The following is a 16,893-nucleotide window of genomic DNA, read 5'->3' as shown; positions in this document are numbered from 1 at the left end:
TCAGTGACAGATTGTTGACGGGAGCCGTGTGGCGCCCGGCTCCATGTCGTGGATGAGCGTGGAGCCGGGCGCCACACGGCTCCCGAACGTCGCCAAGGTCTTCGCCCTGCTTGTCTTGCCAAGGCCCTCCCGGATGAAGATTGAATTGCCTGGCTCATCGCAGCCGAGCGCGACACGGCCTCTACCCGAGACCATCATCTCTACACATAGCCCATCATTCGACAAGAACGCGCAGTTTGTCCTGCATAGGCGCATGGTGTCCCCCTCCGCCGCAAGAGGTGAGCAAAAGAGAGGCTCCCCTCGCCACTACCGGACAAAGGGACCTCTCTGGGGAAACACGCTATAAAACCTTCTTGCCGGGCGGTCGAGTACAGCACCGACGGCGTACCCGTGGAGACCTACCCAGAGCCCACGCCATTTCAAGTTTCTTGGTCTTCAACGCCACAATCCGATAATCATCCAGCCGTCGAAATGACCTCGTCACAGGCGGCAAGCATCTCCTCGTCATGAGTGACAACGATTACAATATGGTCTCTCTTAATTTCATGAAGCAATTTGATCAGCGCGCCTCGACTCTTCGCATCAAGTGCTGAGGTCGGTTCATCAAAAAGCATAACGTCCGGCGATTTCAACAGCTGTCTCACAATTGCAATCTTTTGCTTCTCGCCGCCGGACACCCCTCCTTTCCCGCCGTCAAGCATCGCCGTTGCCCCGTTCTCCACAGAAGCAACCATTTCGTCTAGCCCCAATATGACAAGCATCCGGTTCAGCTTATCCATCTCGTAATCATCAGAAAGCAGCGTAAGATTATCGAGAATCGTCCCCTCAACGATAGGGGGTTCTTGCTCCGTAATGCTGACTCGACACCGCCGCAATGCATATCGATCGATGCAACGCTGTGACACCCCGTTGTAGCGAACGGCCCCTTCTGTGTCATCTGGATATAGCCCCAATATCACTGACAGCAGCGAGCTCTTCCCCGAACCATTCGGCCCCGAGATTCCATATAGCCGACCCCTGGAAAACGCGAGCCCCTCAATGCTTAACGCGACCCTTTCCGCCCCTGGATAACGTAGCTTGATGTTCTCTAGACGGATTTCCTCAATCGGACCAAGCGCCAATTTGCCATTCGCTTCCACCGGGACATCCCAAATTCTTTTCAGCCGCTCATAGCATACGCGATTAGTCTGGTAATCCCTTCCCCAGCCCAACAAATACTGTACCGCTGAGCTTAAGTTCGAATAATATCCAACAGCAGTCACGAGAAAACCAGGCAACAGTCTCCCGCCCATCACTTCAACCGCGCCCACAGCAAGAAGACATCCTTGAGCGGCGGAAGCGACCAACGCGTTGCCAAAGGTAAATCTAGACCCTACTTCCTGATTTGCTCTCATCGTTGGATAGAGCCCATTAAAAGCTTCGACCAGTACAGCGCGGGACCTATCGAACAAAGCATGTTTGCGGATGAAATCAACTTTCTCCAACTGATCTTGTAGACAGGAAAAAAACCTCGCGCTCTGCTCTTGTACGTCAAAACTTCTCTCAAACAGCCTTGCGCGTGAAACCGCATAAAAAGCGGCACTCGCTGCCGCAAGAACAAGGCAGACCACACTCAACTTGATATTCAGGCTACCGAGAACAAACAGGGCGGACAAAAGGGTGATAACGTTGCTTGAAACCCCCACAACCGAGTTGATTACGAAGATGACAAGGTCATTAGCGTCGTGATTGATTTGCTGGTTATAATACGACGCGTTGAAGCCCTCGAAGAATGCCTGGGGAAGGTGCTTCACGTGCTCAAGCGTATCCGCATTTAAGCCGAACCCCGCATGCGACTGAAGGTTGATGTACAGCATCTCTGAGCAATACACTAGTCCCGCTCGAACCGCTTGGACCGCAACCAAAATAAGGCAACAAACGAGAACGGCGGCAAGATCGGCGCTGGCCGGCATCGCCAATCGGTTTACCACTATGCCGGTAAGAAAGGGACCCGCAAGCGCAAGCAGCCCGACCAAAACTGTTACGACAAGATAGGCGTAGAATCGACCGCCCAGTATATATTTTCTACAGAGATTAAGCATCAGCCTCATTTTGCCCCGCACCCCGTTTTGCCGTATTCATCATCTGGGAGAGCAGCATTTTTTGCTCGGCATCATACCGGAAGGAAACGCAACGTTTCCCCTCACCGTTTAAGGCGTGGTTGGGGCACCCTCCCATGCACATGGGAAAAGCAAAGCACTCTTGGCATTCCGGGTCATCCGGCTCATATGCCATCCAGTTAATCATGTTCTTGCTCAACATTGGCGGCTCGAAAATAGTTCCGACCCTCCGCTCCTTCATTCCAATGTCATCCCAGCACTTATACAAATCTCCGACGGGATCAACCACGTACGAGTTGATTCCAACGGCGCAACATATCCCGAAATTCGTCCCACCAAAAGGTTGAACTTTGAAGCCCCGCGCAATTGCCCTTTTATAAAACTCAGTCTCCTCATACGAGAACTCTTTTACAGTAAAGCAGTGGCTGTCGTTCGCACATACCTGATTGATATCGTCAACAGGGGCTAAATAGAAGTGAACCTTATTCATCAGGCCATTTAGCTCGAGATAATCCAATAGCTCTTGAGCGGCCTCGATGTTGGTCTTGTCGACGTTGCTCCTTATCGAAATATCGATGATGTCGGCACACTCTTTGACGTTCTTGAGAATACGTTCGTATGTAGGGCTTCCGTCGTGAAGAATCCTTCTCGAATCGTGATCCGACTTCGATCCATCTATAGTCACTTGCGCGCTCGTCACACCACATGCCGCGAGCCTCCTTGCAACATCAGGCGTCAGCAGATAGCCATTTGTCACTATCGATGCGGAATATTCACACGTTGGCCCCACGACATCTTTCAGATCCGACGTAATCCGTTCGATCATCTTCATTCCGAGCAGAGGCTCGCCGCCGTACCATCCAACTGAGAGACTTGCGATACCAGGATAGTAATCTTTCACGAACTTGGAGAGCTGTGTCAAAACCTCCTCGCCCATCGTCGTGTACGCCTGTCCCTTTTCATAGCAGTAGGGACAGCAAAAGTTGCAAGCCATCGTTGGCGCAATGGTAAGGGACAGAGCAGTATTCGCAAAGCGCGCGGCGCGACTTTGCAACCTGATCTCCCCAAGCTCGTCCCTCTCCTCATTGACTAGGATGCCTCCCCTTATCAGCTCCGCGACAAGATCATCGGCATCTCGAACGTCCCCTTCTTGAATCCTTTTGAATTTCTGCGCGTATTCCGGATTTAACGACAGGATGCCGCCGGTTCACGCATTCATGATAAGAAGACTTCCGTTATGTTCATGCACCACATTAAATTGCGACAGTTTCACTTCGCACCATCTCCATTTCCAATCAAATCCATATCGACCCTCAGACGCTGCGCATACGCCAGCGCACTACCTTCTTCGATAAAAACTGCACGAAAGCAGCAATAGACATGCGAGCGACACGATGACCGCATGGCCGCATGCAGCCATCAGGACCGTCCCGCCGGCAGCCCCGCACGCCCTCATCCAATAAGCCATGTGAACCGGGGGTAAAACGGTTGGGAAACTCATCGCGATAACAAGGCCCGCGAACGTTGCGACCAGCAAGGCTCCCGACACAAGAGATCTGATCCTGAACACCTCATATGCAACCGCAACCATCAGCGTATAAGCGGCGTCTATAACGATATTCGACAGGAGTGCCGAGGTCACATTACCAACCGTAAGGCTGTCTAGACCGCTTCCGGAGCACACGGCAAAGACCGCAGCGACACCGAGAGTAAACACGATGTAGGGGCACAGCGTATACACTTCGCAAGCCAATGTCTTTGCCGCAAACAGCTGCCAGCTGCGGAAGCCCCGAGCAATCGAAACTCCCCTTGCCGACACGCTCGTCGCATCACCGAATAGCGTCCCCGCCACAACAACAGAGACGATTGGGAAGAACACCGTATGCGCCATGGAGACGACACTTAGCCAGGAAGAGATACCCGTTGGCCCAACCCCTATCGAGAAAAGATAGCCCGGATCGGCGGAAAAGCCAAAGAACTGGCCCTCTCCCCCTGCGGAGACCCATGCGCCGGACCCGGCAAACACATAAATCCCCGCGATGCCCAAATACATCAGCGCTATTATCACGGCGAGTTTCATTCTCCTTGCGCGGAACAGTTCCGCCCTGACCGACATCCCAAGATTCATCGAACCGCCGTCCTTACAAATAGCGAGACGAGCGCAACTCCAACCGACACAAGCACAGTGCCGCCCGCATACAGCAAAACCTGAATTACCCCAACATTCTGCATACTCAGGGAACACAGGTTCATCAGGTAATACACGGGCGAGAGCATGAGCAGCAAGCTGGGCTGACCGCTTCCGTATGTACTTGGGAACCACACCATCACAAATGTCGAAACCGCTATTGCAACGACGCTGCTCGCCACCACACTCCTCGTGAGCAAATACAGGGCGAAGGTAGCGGCGTACATCGAAATGAGCAGCAGCGCGATCATCAGCGCAATCGATACAAATTGGGCAAACCCTGAGCACGAGGCCCCAACGTCCCATTGGGCCATCTTGGTTAAATACAGCGCAGTCGTAGAAAGAAGATACACGGCACCGACCAGAGTGCAGTTCACCAACAGCTTCGTGATCACAATCGCCGCCTGCGACACCCCTCGCGATCTCGATACGGCGTAAGCCACGGATTCAAAGTCTCTCGACGTAGCGTAAACCGCGTAGAGAATCGTCACCGGAATCCAGACCACTGTAGACGCAAAAGACGTCCGGGCAACAGAGCCCAAAACGTCCCCTGCATCCACTAGGTTTCCAATAAAACCTATAGCCCCTCCAAGCGTATACGGGTCATCACCGGCGACCATGATCAGCACCTCAGACGAAGTCGCAGCCGCAACCACATACAGCACAGCCGCAAGCGCAATCATCAGAGCGGTCGCCGGGTGCCTGGCGAGCAACCATACCTCGCTCCGAAAAGCTGAGATGAACTCGCGTTTCATCACAGCTCGCTCTCTCGACCGATGAGCTCCGAATAAAACTCCTCAAGGCTCTTCCTATGAGAATACGCCTCCGCAACCCTCACACCTGCGGTCGAGAGCGCTTCGATTGCAATGCCCCGCCCTTCCTTTTTCTCCTCATAGCGCATAAGGACGCTGCCGTCCGGCAGAAAAGAATGTGAGGTCTCATCTCCGAGAACCGATCTCGTTCGCTCCAGATCGTCCACATGCAACACGAAACCACCGCGGCATGACTTTTCCAGCTGAGGTGCGGTCATCCTTCGAATGAGGCGACCATGACTTATGAAGAGGTAATCAGTTGCCAGCTTGTGCATCTCCTCAAGATTGTGGCTGGATACGAGAATCGTTTTACCTTGATCTTTGTTAAGATGCGTAAGGATTTTTCTTACTTCGACTATCCCCATCGGATCCAGGCCGTTTGTCGGCTCGTCCAGGATCAACAGCTCCGGATCGCCCAGCAACGCTATGGCCAGATCGAGACGCCTCCTCATTCCCATTGAGAAGTTCTTCACTTTCTTCCCGCCGGCCTCCCCCAAACCGACGGTTGATAACACACCGTCGATGGAACGATCGGTGGGAAGCCCCCACTCAATACAGCGAACGACCAAGTTGTCTCGCGCGGTCAGATTAGGATACGAAGCATTGAGGTCGGGCATATAACCCAGCCTTTCCCTGCAGCTCCGTATTTCACGTCTCCCGGTTTGCCCAAACATCGAGATCGTTCCTGACGATGGCTCCGAAAGCCCCGTGATCAATCGAATTAACGTGCTCTTGCCGGCACCATTCTCCCCAATGAGTGCACACAGCTCGCCTTCCATTAAAGAGAACGAGACTGATTTAACCGCTTCAAACCCGCCATATCTCTTGGATATGGCACGCAATTCAACTGGGACTTCCCGCATGGACGACATCCTCCCCGTCAATAAAAAGGGACGACATGGCAATTGTGCGGGGTTATAGGTAACGTCGGTTCGCCCCCCCATATTGCAATGCCACATCGCCCCTCAGGCGCTGCTGGCCAAAATATCTTTGAACAGTCTGTGCACGCCGTACGGCGTGCACTATCCGCTAAAAGCGGATAGTGCACTCCTGTGAAGAACACTTGGTGCTGCAGCTGCCGTGCGCGTAAAAGAAGCAATTGTTGCACATGGGCTCAGCCCCGGCTGACGGCTCGGTAATCCATTCCATTTCATTCCCCTCCTTTCGCGGTAGAAAGCCAGTTCATCTCTGCCCCCTAGAAACGGAACGTGCAGGACTGATTGGGGCACCTCTTCGTGCATCCCCCGTGCGCGTAGAAGAAGCAGTTGCCGCACGCGGGTGCAACGCCTTCCTCCGGCTCGTTAATCCAATCCATCTCTCCCTCCTTTCCTTGCATACCGAATTGATAATGTTATTCTAATTCAATATGTATCATATTTCAATATAAGCTTATTTATATATTACACAAGGTAAGCACCCCCCTGCATCCAGCACAGGAAATGACTCTCTCGTTCCCCAGTGACGCGGCGAGAAATACAGGCCACTGCAGGACGTTGAATGAACAGCCCGTGAAAACCGTTGTTTTCACGGGCTGCACCTGCTCAATACTTTTTTATTCTCCAGCCTCAGTCGTCTCTAAGATCGACCACGTAAACATGATCTGACTCCAGGACCGGGTCATCATCCGTCGCGGTCGCCCTGCTCAGCGCGTTGCGGGCGCGCCGCGTCGCCAGTTCCTCAAGTTCTCTTTCGTTGACGCGCTTAATAAGATCGCCAGGCTGGCAATCAAGCTCTACGCAAATATCCAGCAATGTCTTTAACCTAATTGCCTTCACCTTGCCATTTCGTATTTTTGAGATACTTGCCGGTGTGTGCCCGGTCGCCCGAATGATATCCGTACTCGTCTTTCCGCGTCGAAGCAATAAGCTTTCAAGCTCAATAATCAGATAGTCCATGCCGCCCCTCACACCAAATCCTCGGTCTGGTCTTGAAGCAGAGCTCCGTAGCGCCATATCGCAGAAATCGAGAAGCAGCAAACGGCCCCCAGCACAGCACCAATATCTATGGGCAGGGCCAGGTTTTCAAACATCGAATAGGCGTTCCCCAGCAAGTCGAAGGGGCCAATCACTATCGAAAGAAACCCCGGAGAAAACAAGAGGTCACCTATTGCTGCTGCAACAAACAGCCACCCGATAATCGAGATTCTTCGAGCATGCGAAAGGGTAAAGGGCGATTCGCCATGAGCCATGTCCATGCTGATTCCCCGCAGGGTCCATGTGGCCCCTCCGGAAATCAGAAGATACATCAAAGGAACCACTACGGAAACCGTCTTTGATGGATCATATAGGTTTCCTTGAGCAGCCATAAGCCCAATGGAAATAACCACCACCACCGAACAGCAACACACCGCTATAAACAGCGCCGTAAACAGAATCCCAAGCCTTCTTCCGAGAGTCATCATCTTCTGGATGGACTTATCGATCTTCTGGGCGCTATTCACCACAGCTCCTCCTAAAGCAATCAGAGGTCTTCTTACTTACTGTTTTTCCTACATTGTAACGAACTCGATAAGAAGAGGGTCGCTTCACGCCGCGCAATCCCGAACTCCAAGCGTTTCTCATCAGCATTGCCCATCTTTCGAGTCGAAATTTAAATCCAGTTTCTTATCGCATGCCAAAATCAAATCCTGATCGTGGCTTACAACAAGAATTAGCTGATTAAAGGGGTTTCGAGAGACATACTCCGTGAACTCCCGACGGCTTTCTTCGTCTAAATCATTCGTCGGCTCGTCAAACACAAGCACTTCCGGTTGCCTGCAAAGTGCTGAGATTATCCTTAGCTTCCGATACTCTCCACCAGAAAGGTCCCTACAATTCTTACCTTTTAACGATTCGACGGTTCGGCAGAAACTCGGCACAAGCTCGCAGAGATGCTCGCCCGTTCCCCGAATCGATGCCCTCTCAAGATAGTGTTCCACCGTTTCATTCGGAATAAAGAGCTTTTGCGGGCACACCGCAAACAGGTCATGTCGGATCGTCTCCATATCGAGCTCTTCATATGGCACCGACCCCAAAGTCCGATGCCCCCCAGCAGAATATAGTCCAAGAAGCACCTTCAGAAACGTGCTTTTGCCGCATCCGTTCGGCCCGGTAATGGCATAGGTTTCCCCCTCTCGACCTCCACGGAGAGATCGCGGTACAAGTAGGGCTTTCCCGCATATCGGTACGCGATGTTGGACAACGATATGCTCTCCACGTGCCCAACCGAGATGGTGCCGCGGTCCTCGGCGCCTTCCGACAGAGCCTCCAATCGGTCGAACGAGGCCCTCGCGTCCTGATATGATTTGAAATAATTCAAATAATATTTGAAGCATCCGAACGCCATCGAGTAATACGAGTTCACCATTGTGAACTCGCCAATGCTCATTCTTCCGCTTAATATTTCCATTCCGGAGATCACAAGCAACGCTCCCCGGAACACAGATGAGATCAGGCCGTCGCTCGAGGTGGCCAGATTCGAGACCCTACTTGCTTTCATGTAAATCGGGTAGTACCCCTCGAATACCCCCTTGAGCGTACGGGCACTCTGGTCATATGCCCCATCGCACTTAATGTCAAACAACTGCGACAGCTCGCCGCTCACGGATGCGAACAGCTTGCTCAACCCCTCTTTGTTCGCAAGCGAACTGTTGTACAGCGGCTTTTTCAACACCCTAAATAAAATGAAGTATGCCCCAAGCGAACATGTACTTAACGCCAGAAACACCGGGTTAATTGAAAACAGAATGATGAAAATAAACACAATCAGAATGATGTTAAGCCCGATTGTCAGGAAGTTGTTCACGACAAACGATGACACCGCATTCGAATCCGCATACACCCTCTGCGTTGTATAGGATGAATCCGCCTGCTCCCCCTTTTCCAAGGGCCCTCGTTCAAACGACTCACACGTGGCCCCCATCAGTCTCGTAGTCATCTCCAAAATGACGCGCGATACGTTCACGCCCATCGCATACGACATGAAGGATGCCGATATCCCTATGCTGGCAACAAAGGCTGCAAACCATACGACGCGAGATGGATCCCTATTCGTCACGAGAAAATCTACAAACCCACCGTTTAAGGCGGGCATGACGCACGAGAGAGCATAATTCACCGACATGAGAATCACGAAAAGCCGCGACCCTTTACAGCGAAATAACTCGTTAACCGTCTTCTTAAACATGCCAGCCCCCATCAAGCGACCTTTTATCCAAAACTGAATTAGTTCGCCGCTTAATCGCTCCCATACACTCCTTATTGTTAATCCTCGCAAAACACTATCGCGGGTTGCGATGCCCAGGATTCCGTTTCGCCTTGATATACATACGAATAGACTCCCTATTTACATAGGCAAGTGCGGCGATTATTACGGCAGCCACCATCAGACCGAAAATCGCCCTTTTGTCCGGAAAAAGGGACGAAAAAAGGAGACATATTGCGGAGAAAACTATAACCGCCCCCACCGCTCGGTTTGTGCCTAGAGACTCGGCCGTCCGCTTTTCCTCCTCTAAACGCCCTCCCGATAGCGATGACATTCCAGCAAGCAATCCCGTGAGCTTGCCTCGATACATCATTATTCCGAACACCAGCAGCAGGCATGACCCCACCATTGGAACTATAACGTCCGACATCGCCATCACTCAAGTCCACTCCTTCAATAACAGCCTAATCGTCAAACAACAAAACGTCTTACAATTGCAGCCCTACGCTGCTTGCCAGCGTGCTCGACCGTCTTGCAGAATACTACGAATCTTCCGCTCCCAAAGCCTACCGCACGCTCAGAATAGATGCGCCTAATTCCACCCCAATTGCCGAGCAACTTGACCGTTCCAGCCAGCACCTTGGCTTCTTCTTAGTCGGCACCCTGCCCGACGAACTCGACTCGGGCGACGTCAAGCTATTTGTTCGTCCGCTCGATAAGGAGCAATAATGAGCATGACAGCAATAATCGGAGCGCCTCACAGCGTTGCGCTCGACATTACAAACAAATGCAACCTTCGTTGTCTACACTGCTTCAACAACAGTGGAGAAAACGACGTCCTCGCAAACGAATTATCCGATAGCGAAGTCCTCGAACTCGTCGACTCGATTTGTCAAATGCACCCCTTTAGCTTCTGCTTCTGCGGAGGCGAGACCCTTCTGCGCAAGAATCTTGTCGTCGAATCTTTGCGGCGGCTCAGCACATCTGGCGTCAAATGCAACCTCGTGTCAAACGGACTGCTCGCAAGCTCAATTACTTTGCATGAGCTCGAACATACCGGTTTAAACGGCATACAGTTTAGCCTCGATGGCCTACGTGATTCTCATGAACATATGCGGGGGTTCCCGGGGCTATACGACCGGGTACTAGACGCCATCGATATCACGCTGAACGAAACTTCGCTGCACCTTTCGATTGCCTTTTGTCCAACATCATTTAATGTCGACGATTTCAAACCAGTTTGCACGATGCTCCGGGACAAGCTGAAATCGTCGAGCAGGACCGACCGAATTGACCTTCGAGTTCAGCCACTTATGCTCCTCGGCAGAGCCCGAAAAAACCGCACAATTCGCCCTTCAAATAATCAATACCGTCGGTTGGTCAACACGATCAACGACCTTCGATACGATCCAGGCTATCGAGGCTACTTCATGTTTGAGTGGGGCGACCCCATCGACCACTTGGTCAGATTCCCCCAGCTGCAGATGCAATTTGACCAAGTGGCCATCCACGCCAATGGCGATATCGTCGTATCCCCCTATATACCTCTCATCATTGGAAACGTTCGCAAACACAGTCTTCAGGAATACTACGATGCCGGAATGGCAACCGTTTGGGATAAACCCGTTATTACCGCGTTGGCCAATCGCATGCACTCGATTGACGAGATGGAAGAGATCTCATCGTTGATTGCAGACATCAATATGGACGGCGACCTCTATATCGACCTAATCGATGACGATCTAGGCGACCTGAGCGTCCTGTCCCAACTCTAAGGAGATGTTCCCATGTACGAGACCCCAGAAGTAGAGAAGATGGATTCCAAAACCGGCCCCATTCCCGTTGTAGTCAACTTCGCAGCCGTCGTGGATAACGTAGTTGCAGCCGTCTACGATGCCGTCGTTGCGGCCTACGCATTCTGGTACTCGGCAGATAACGACGGCACCGGGGCAAGTACGGCACAAAACTAGTCGCCAACCCATCGAGCAATCACCTCGCCTATCGCTGCATGCGATTGACTGCGCAGCCCTAGCCAACGCCCAGAGCGCCTTGAAGAGCTGCTTGTAAAATTCGCTCATTCAACAACGCGATCTCTTCACCAATCTCGGCCGGCCCGACAGAACTGCACACCAGTCGGACCGGCCAGACCCATAAAACGCTGCGTCCCGTCCACACCACACCTCACGAAACTCGCACTGCCACCACATGGGCGATTCGCGCCTCGATGTTGCGGCGCGATACTATCACGAATAGTCCCCGTCCAACAAGGCTATCCCTTCCACAGGCGTTTCAACTGTCAGTGGTAGCATTAAACTGAACGGTGAAAAATACACTAACACTAACAGCGGAGATGACGACGTCGATGCCCTTCATGCAGCTGAGCACGTCCATCGTCGGCTTCCATCGGGGCTGTTCCGACTGGGACTCCACCTTGGATTCCAGGTCCTTCTTCTCGTCTACCGCCCGCTTGACGCGCTCCTTATAGCAGTCGAGGGTCTGCTGGGCCGTGGGGTCGGCCATCTCCGCGGCTTCGATCCAGGCCCAGTGCGCCCTGGTCCACGTCCCGAGCCTCCTTCTCTGGTCGTCTCCGCCGGGGTGGCACTGCCCATTCCTGGGCAGGTACTTGGAGAGGCGCTGCTTGACGGTAACACGGTAACCTCTCCCGGGCATCGGCGGGGGCCTGGGAGAGGTCCCTGGCGCCCTCGCACTCGCAGTCGGGGACGTGGACCTCGACGATTTCGTGCAGTGCGAGCTGCTTGGCCGAAAACTCGGCGTCGCGCTTGTCGGTCTTGCGTCGCTTGTCGGCCGCGGGCCTCTGCATCTTGGAGACCGCGCCGATGACGCAGTCCACGCCGAGGCAGCGCGGCTCCCTGCAGAAGGGAAAGCCGGTGACGCCGGACTCGTAGACTGCCCCGGGCGACTCGATAGAAAGGATCGAGTCGGCGACGGAGGCGGGGTCGTAGGAGAAAGGGCTTCCCGCCGATCTCGCCCGTGAACGGATTGAAGGCGCATCCTTTGATGCTGCGGGCGTGCACCTCAAGGCCAATAGAGGCAACATGTGGCATTGTGAGCCAGTCTCGCATTGTGGCAACCTGGCTGGCTGCCGGATTTTAATGACGACGACCATTGTCAGCCTTGGCCCACGAATCAAAAGACGATACGAAGCAGGGGCTCACATTGTTCTGCTCATATCGTCTTTATGGCGCACTACCATTCACCGAAATTCGGCAACTTTTTCATTCTCTATATACATGTTTAAACAACATGTTCTACAATAGGGACAATAGAAATGGAAACTCGGGACGAGCCGTCTATCCATCTACGGCGCAGCCCCTTATTCAAAAGGACGGTGAGTGCATCCATGGAGCGTGCAAGCGGTGTTCTGATGCCCGTTTCGTCATTGCCCGGGCCTTACGGCATCGGCGGCTTTGGCTGGAATGCCTACGACTTCGTCGATTTTCTTGCCTCGTGCAAACAACATTACTGGCAGATTCTGCCCCTTACGACGACGAGCTATGGCGACTCGCCCTATCAGTCGTTCTCGGCCCGTGCGGGCAACCCCAACTTTATCGACTTTGCCGAGCTTATCGAGGCCGGCTATCTGGAGCAGCACGATATCGACGGCGTGTACCTGGGCTCCGATCCCAGCAATGTCGACTACGGTGCTATCTTTGGCGGCCGCCGTCAGATTCTCGACCGAGCCGCTGAGCGCTTTGCTGCCGACAAGCCGGCCGATTTTGATGACTTTATCCAAGCCAACGAGGACTGGCTCATCCCCTACTGCGAGTTCATGACCGTCAAAGAGGAGTGCGGGCTCAAGGCCTTCTGGGAGTGGCCCGAGGAGCTCCGCCGCCGCGGCGAGGCATCCAACAAGATCTGCGCCGCCCACCCCGAGCGCATGCTTTACCACCAGATGACGCAGTACTTCTTCGATCGCCAGTGGAGCCGCCTCAAGGCCTATGCCAACGAGCGCGACATCCTGATCATCGGCGACCTGCCCATCTACGTCTCGCGCGACTCCGTCGAGATGTGGGCCACGCCCGAGCTCTTTAAGATCGACGCCGCCGGCAATCCCGTCAGCGTCGCGGGAACACCGCCCGATCAGTTCTCGGCCACCGGCCAGTATTGGGGCAACCCCATCTACGACTGGGACGCCATGGAGTCGGACGGCTTTTCCTGGTGGGAAGGCCGCATCCGAGCCGCCCTCGACATGTACGACATCATCCGTCTGGACCACTTCCGCGGTTTCGAGGCATTTTGGGAGGTGCCGTTCTCCTCTCCCGATTCGTCATATGGTTCATGGACGCAGGGACCCGGCCTCAAGCTCTTCAAGGTGCTCGAGGAAAAGCTCGGCACGCTTCCCATCATTGCCGAAGACCTGGGCTTTCTTACCCCTGGTGTCATCGACATGCGCGACACCACGGGCTTCCCTGGCATGAAGATCCTGCAGTTTGCCTTTGAGGGCACCAACTCGTACTACCTGCCGCACAACTACATTGCCAACACCGTCGCCTACGTCGGAACGCATGACAACGAAACAGCACGCGGCTGGTATGAGGGAACGGCCACCCCGCGTCAGCGCGAGCAGGCGGCCCTGTATACCCACCAGCAGGCAGGCGAGTCCATGGCCGATGCGCTCAACCGCACCATCGCCGCCAGCGTGAGCGATACCTGCATCTACACCATGCAGGACCTGCTCAATCTGGGCAACGAGGCGCGCATTAACACCCCCGCCACCCTGGGCGGAAACTGGACCTGGCGCATGCTCGATGGCGCCATCACCCGCGAGCTCGAGCATAAACTCACCGACTGGACCGAGACCTACTTCCGCATCCCATCGGAAGCCGAAATCGAGCTTCCTCAATAGGAGCCACCGCGCCCGACCCCACCCCACCGTGCGGACGCGACCGCTTTTCCCGCGCGAGGCCACTCCAATCCCCTCGCGCGGGCTTCTTTTGAATTTCTGACATGTCGTCAACTCGCCACAGGAGGAAACATGCCCTGTATCAATCTTGCGGATCTTGCCGAGCAGTCCTTTGGAACTTCGCTCGAGCAACTCGATGACCGCCGCATTTACAAACTGCTGGTCAAGCTCGTGCAGGAGCGCTCTGCTGCCTGCCCACTCAACAATGGCAAGAAAAAGCTCTACTACATCTCTGCTGAGTTTTTGATTGGAAAACTGCTGATCAACAACATGATCGACCTTGGCATCTATGCCGAGGTTAAAGACCAGCTCACCGCTGCCGGCCACGACCTCAACAAGATTGAGGAGTTTGAGGTCGAACCGTCGCTGGGCAACGGCGGCCTGGGCCGTCTGGCCGCGTGCTTCCTGGATTCCATTGCCACGCTGGGTCTTACCGGTGACGGCGTGGGCCTCAATTACCATTACGGCCTGTTCCGTCAGCGCTTTGCCGACAACCAGCAAAAGGCCGTCCCCGACGAGTGGCTTGGCGAGCAGGACATCCTGATCGATGACGACCGCTCCTACACCGTCGAGTTTGGCGATTTTGCCGTTACCTCCAAGCTCGTCAACATCGATGTGCCCGGTTACGACCAGCCCACCAAGAACCGCCTGCGTCTGTTTGACCTGGCAAGTGTCGACGACGGCCTGGTCCCCGGCAGCTCCATCGACTTCGACAAGACGAAGATCGCCAAGAACCTCACCTTGTTCCTCTATCCGGATGATTCCGATGAGCAGGGCCGCCTGCTTCGCATCTACCAGGAGTACTTCATGGTGAGCAACGCCGCCCAGCTCCTGATCGACGAGGCCGTCGAGCGCGGCAGCAACCTGCACGATCTGGCCGACTACGCCGTGGTCCAGATCAACGACACGCACCCCACCATGGTCATTCCCGAGCTCATCCGCCTGCTCACCACCGAGCACGACATCGAGTTTGACGAGGCCGTTACCATCGTGCGCTCCATGGTCGCCTACACCAACCACACGATCCTTGCCGAGGCGCTCGAGAAGTGGCCGCTCGCCAGCCTGCAGAAGGTCTCGCCCGCCATCGCCGACATCATCGTCAAGCTCGACGAGGTTGCCAAGGCCGAGCACGACGAACCGCGCGTCGCCATCATCGACGAGCACGACACCGTCCACATGGCCCACATGGACATTCACTTTGGCTTCTCCATCAATGGCGTCGCCGCACTCCACACCAAGATTCTGGAGGACACCGAGCTTCATCCGTTCTACGAGATCTATCCCGAGAAGTTCTCCAACAAGACCAACGGCATCACCTTCCGCCGCTGGATCCATGGAGCCAACCCCGCACTCGCCAGCCTGCTCGACGATGTAATCGGCACCGACTGGCGCAGCACCGGCGATCTGAGCAAACTCGCCAAGTTCGCCGACGACAAGGACGTTCTTGAGCGCCTGGCCGCCACCAAGGTCGAGGCCAAGGCCATCATGCGCCAGTTCATGGCGCTCGAGCAGGGCGTGACCATTCCCTCCAACGCCATCATCGACGTCCAGGTCAAGCGCATCCACGAGTACAAGCGTCAGCAGATGCTCGCGCTCTACATCATCTGGAAGTACATCGATATCAAGAACGGCAACAGGCCTAAGCACCCCGTCACCATCATCTTTGGCGGCAAGGCGGCGCCTGCCTACACTATCGCGCAGGACATCATCCATCTGATCCTGACGCTGTCGCAGTGGATTGCAAACGACCCCGACGTGACTCCCTACCTGCAGGTTGTCATGATCGAGAACTACAACGTCACCGCCGCCGAGCGCGTGATCCCCGCCGCTGACATCTCCGAGCAGATCAGCCTGGCCTCCAAGGAGGCGAGCGGCACCTCCAACATGAAGTTCATGCTCAACGGCGCCCTAACCCTGTGCACGCTCGACGGTGCCAACGTGGAGATTGCCGAGCTCGTGGGCGACGAGAACATCTATACCTTTGGTGCCTCGTCCAAACAGGTCGAGCAGCTCTACGCCGACGGCACCTACAACGCCAGTGCGCTCTACCGCAAGCCCGGCATTAAACTGCTGGTGGACTTCATCACCAACCCGGCCTTTATGGCAACCGGCAACGCCGAGCGCCTGCAGCGCCTGCACGACGACATTAAGGGCAAGGACTGGTTTATGGCCCTGCTCGACATTGAGGAGTACATCCAGACCAAGGAGCGCGTGCTGGCCGACTACGAGGACCAGGACGCCTGGATGCGCAAGGCGCTCATCAATATCGCCAACGCCGGCACCTTCTCGTCCGACCGTACGATCTCCCAGTACAACGACGAGATCTGGCACCTGAGCTAGCTCATTCCCCTTACCCATCCTCTTGAGAAACGGAGTCGTGGCAACACGGCTCCGTTTTTTGTGCCCGCACGTTACCCTGTGATCCGACTCGGCCAAACAATCTCGATCCGTAGCAATTACTCAACCAAAACGGTCCCAGCCGTTACAGATTGAGACATACCGGCCCCTCCCCTCGGGTTTATCTCAATCTGTAACATCTAGCAGGTGAAATTCGCCTTTGGTGTTACAGATTTAGATGAAATGGTTAGCTCAGCGGAACCGTCTCGATCTGTAACATCTAACGTCCGAAATCGGCCCTATCCGTTACAGATCGAGACAAACGACCGGTCAGACAGTCCCAACACAAAG

16 protein-coding genes are annotated in these 16,893 nt (G+C 54.5%); 5 read left to right on the top strand and 11 right to left on the bottom strand.

The window, feature by feature from the left end:
* Positions 1-455 precede the first annotated feature (455 nt).
* The 10 genes from DXD48_RS08600 to DXD48_RS10375 all read right to left on the bottom strand — a co-directional run bounded on the left by DXD48_RS08600 (position 456) and on the right by DXD48_RS10375 (position 9,690).
* A complete protein-coding gene (locus tag DXD48_RS08600) occupies positions 456-2,090 on the bottom strand; it encodes an ABC transporter ATP-binding protein (RefSeq protein WP_084591801.1) in 1,635 nt (544 codons plus the stop codon).
* Positions 2,074-3,093 carry a radical SAM/SPASM domain-containing protein gene (locus DXD48_RS08595; protein ID WP_147324164.1) on the bottom strand — a complete coding sequence of 340 codons (1,020 nt, stop codon included), beginning with the start codon at positions 3,091-3,093 and terminating at the stop codon, positions 2,074-2,076. The genes DXD48_RS08600 and DXD48_RS08595 overlap by 17 nt, the downstream gene beginning before the upstream one ends.
* Before the next feature lie 345 nt (positions 3,094-3,438).
* On the bottom strand, positions 3,439-4,227 hold the full coding sequence (locus DXD48_RS08590; protein ID WP_035137757.1) for a hypothetical protein: 789 nt from the start codon (positions 4,225-4,227) through the stop codon (positions 3,439-3,441).
* The gene (locus DXD48_RS08585; protein WP_117564851.1) at positions 4,224-5,042 is read right to left on the bottom strand and encodes a hypothetical protein; all 819 of its coding nucleotides are present in this window, start codon (positions 5,040-5,042) and stop codon (positions 4,224-4,226) included. The genes DXD48_RS08590 and DXD48_RS08585 overlap by 4 nt, the downstream gene beginning before the upstream one ends.
* Entirely contained in the window at positions 5,042-5,962 is a 921-nt protein-coding gene (locus DXD48_RS08580) for an ABC transporter ATP-binding protein (protein ID WP_035137759.1), read from the bottom strand. Before DXD48_RS08580 ends, DXD48_RS08585 begins: the two co-directional genes overlap by 1 nt.
* 702 nt (positions 5,963-6,664) lie before the next feature.
* Entirely contained in the window at positions 6,665-6,994 is a 330-nt protein-coding gene (locus DXD48_RS08575) for a helix-turn-helix transcriptional regulator (RefSeq protein ID WP_158548972.1), read from the bottom strand.
* 8 nt (positions 6,995-7,002) lie between these two features.
* Positions 7,003-7,539, bottom strand: a complete 537-nt coding sequence (locus DXD48_RS08570) for a hypothetical protein (protein ID WP_035137761.1) — start codon at positions 7,537-7,539, stop codon at positions 7,003-7,005.
* 120 nt (positions 7,540-7,659) lie between these two features.
* The gene (locus tag DXD48_RS10190) at positions 7,660-8,151 is read right to left on the bottom strand and encodes an ATP-binding cassette domain-containing protein (protein ID WP_233505134.1); all 492 of its coding nucleotides are present in this window, start codon (positions 8,149-8,151) and stop codon (positions 7,660-7,662) included.
* A 2-nt stretch (positions 8,152-8,153) separates the two neighbouring features.
* A complete protein-coding gene (locus DXD48_RS08560) occupies positions 8,154-9,263 on the bottom strand; it encodes an ABC transporter ATP-binding protein (RefSeq protein ID WP_158548971.1) in 1,110 nt (369 codons plus the stop codon).
* 94 nt (positions 9,264-9,357) lie between these two features.
* Positions 9,358-9,690, bottom strand: a complete 333-nt coding sequence (locus DXD48_RS10375; RefSeq protein WP_369833065.1) for a DUF3784 domain-containing protein — start codon at positions 9,688-9,690, stop codon at positions 9,358-9,360.
* A gap of 110 nt (positions 9,691-9,800) precedes the next feature.
* Between DXD48_RS10375 and DXD48_RS10035 the strand changes: the two genes are divergently transcribed.
* From DXD48_RS10035 to DXD48_RS08545, 3 genes are read left to right on the top strand one after another with little or no spacing between them, the layout of a single operon-like run.
* A complete protein-coding gene (locus DXD48_RS10035) occupies positions 9,801-10,010 on the top strand; it encodes a hypothetical protein (protein WP_147324162.1) in 210 nt (69 codons plus the stop codon).
* Entirely contained in the window at positions 10,010-11,056 is a 1,047-nt protein-coding gene (locus tag DXD48_RS08550; RefSeq protein WP_117564845.1) for a radical SAM/SPASM domain-containing protein, read from the top strand. The genes DXD48_RS10035 and DXD48_RS08550 overlap by 1 nt, the downstream gene beginning before the upstream one ends.
* 12 nt (positions 11,057-11,068) lie before the next feature.
* Complete coding sequence (locus DXD48_RS08545) at positions 11,069-11,251, top strand: hypothetical protein (protein WP_117564844.1); 183 nt, start codon at positions 11,069-11,071, stop codon at positions 11,249-11,251.
* Between the two features lie 319 nt (positions 11,252-11,570).
* Here DXD48_RS08545 and DXD48_RS08540 read toward each other — a convergent pair whose 3' ends face one another.
* Positions 11,571-11,801 carry a hypothetical protein gene (locus tag DXD48_RS08540; RefSeq protein ID WP_117564843.1) on the bottom strand — a complete coding sequence of 77 codons (231 nt, stop codon included), beginning with the start codon at positions 11,799-11,801 and terminating at the stop codon, positions 11,571-11,573.
* Positions 11,802-12,570: 769 nt separating this feature from the next.
* On the opposite strand from DXD48_RS08540, the gene malQ reads away from it, so the two are divergent.
* Together malQ and DXD48_RS08525 are read left to right on the top strand one after the other, a co-directional pair.
* Complete coding sequence (gene malQ, locus DXD48_RS08530; RefSeq protein ID WP_255413213.1) at positions 12,571-14,148, top strand: 4-alpha-glucanotransferase; 1,578 nt, start codon at positions 12,571-12,573, stop codon at positions 14,146-14,148.
* A 129-nt stretch (positions 14,149-14,277) separates the two neighbouring features.
* Positions 14,278-16,545 (top strand): glycogen/starch/alpha-glucan phosphorylase, encoded by a 2,268-nt coding sequence (locus DXD48_RS08525; protein WP_117564840.1) that lies wholly within the window; start codon positions 14,278-14,280, stop codon positions 16,543-16,545.
* Positions 16,546-16,893 lie beyond the last annotated feature (348 nt).

The sequence above is a fragment of the Collinsella sp. TM05-37 genome (assembly GCF_003436455.1).
Taxonomy (GTDB): Bacteria; Actinomycetota; Coriobacteriia; order Coriobacteriales; family Coriobacteriaceae; genus Collinsella.
Note: the sequence above shows the minus strand (reverse complement) of the source record. Positions and strands in the feature narration are given on the sequence as shown.

Bases quoted from the DNA above. Each gene is read 5' to 3' on its own strand.
- DXD48_RS08590 (WP_035137757.1), bottom strand. From the start codon at position 4,227: ATGAATCTTGGGATGTCGGTCAGGGCGGAACTGTTCCGCGCAAGGAGA.
- DXD48_RS08595 (WP_147324164.1), bottom strand. From the start codon at position 3,093: ATGGCTTGCAACTTTTGCTGTCCCTACTGCTATGAAAAGGGACAGGCG.
- DXD48_RS08585 (WP_117564851.1), bottom strand. From the start codon at position 5,042: ATGAAACGCGAGTTCATCTCAGCTTTTCGGAGCGAGGTATGGTTGCTC.
- DXD48_RS10375 (WP_369833065.1), bottom strand. From the start codon at position 9,690: ATGGTGGGGTCATGCCTGCTGCTGGTGTTCGGAATAATGATGTATCGA.
- DXD48_RS08540 (WP_117564843.1), bottom strand. From the start codon at position 11,801: ATGGCCGACCCCACGGCCCAGCAGACCCTCGACTGCTATAAGGAGCGC.
- DXD48_RS08560 (WP_158548971.1), bottom strand. From the start codon at position 9,263: ATGTTTAAGAAGACGGTTAACGAGTTATTTCGCTGTAAAGGGTCGCGG.
- DXD48_RS08550 (WP_117564845.1), top strand. From the start codon at position 10,010: ATGAGCATGACAGCAATAATCGGAGCGCCTCACAGCGTTGCGCTCGAC.
- DXD48_RS08575 (WP_158548972.1), bottom strand. From the start codon at position 6,994: ATGGACTATCTGATTATTGAGCTTGAAAGCTTATTGCTTCGACGCGGA.
- malQ (WP_255413213.1), top strand. From the start codon at position 12,571: ATGGAAACTCGGGACGAGCCGTCTATCCATCTACGGCGCAGCCCCTTA.
- DXD48_RS08580 (WP_035137759.1), bottom strand. From the start codon at position 5,962: ATGCGGGAAGTCCCAGTTGAATTGCGTGCCATATCCAAGAGATATGGC.
- DXD48_RS08600 (WP_084591801.1), bottom strand. From the start codon at position 2,090: ATGAGGCTGATGCTTAATCTCTGTAGAAAATATATACTGGGCGGTCGA.
- DXD48_RS08545 (WP_117564844.1), top strand. From the start codon at position 11,069: ATGTACGAGACCCCAGAAGTAGAGAAGATGGATTCCAAAACCGGCCCC.
- DXD48_RS08525 (WP_117564840.1), top strand. From the start codon at position 14,278: ATGCCCTGTATCAATCTTGCGGATCTTGCCGAGCAGTCCTTTGGAACT.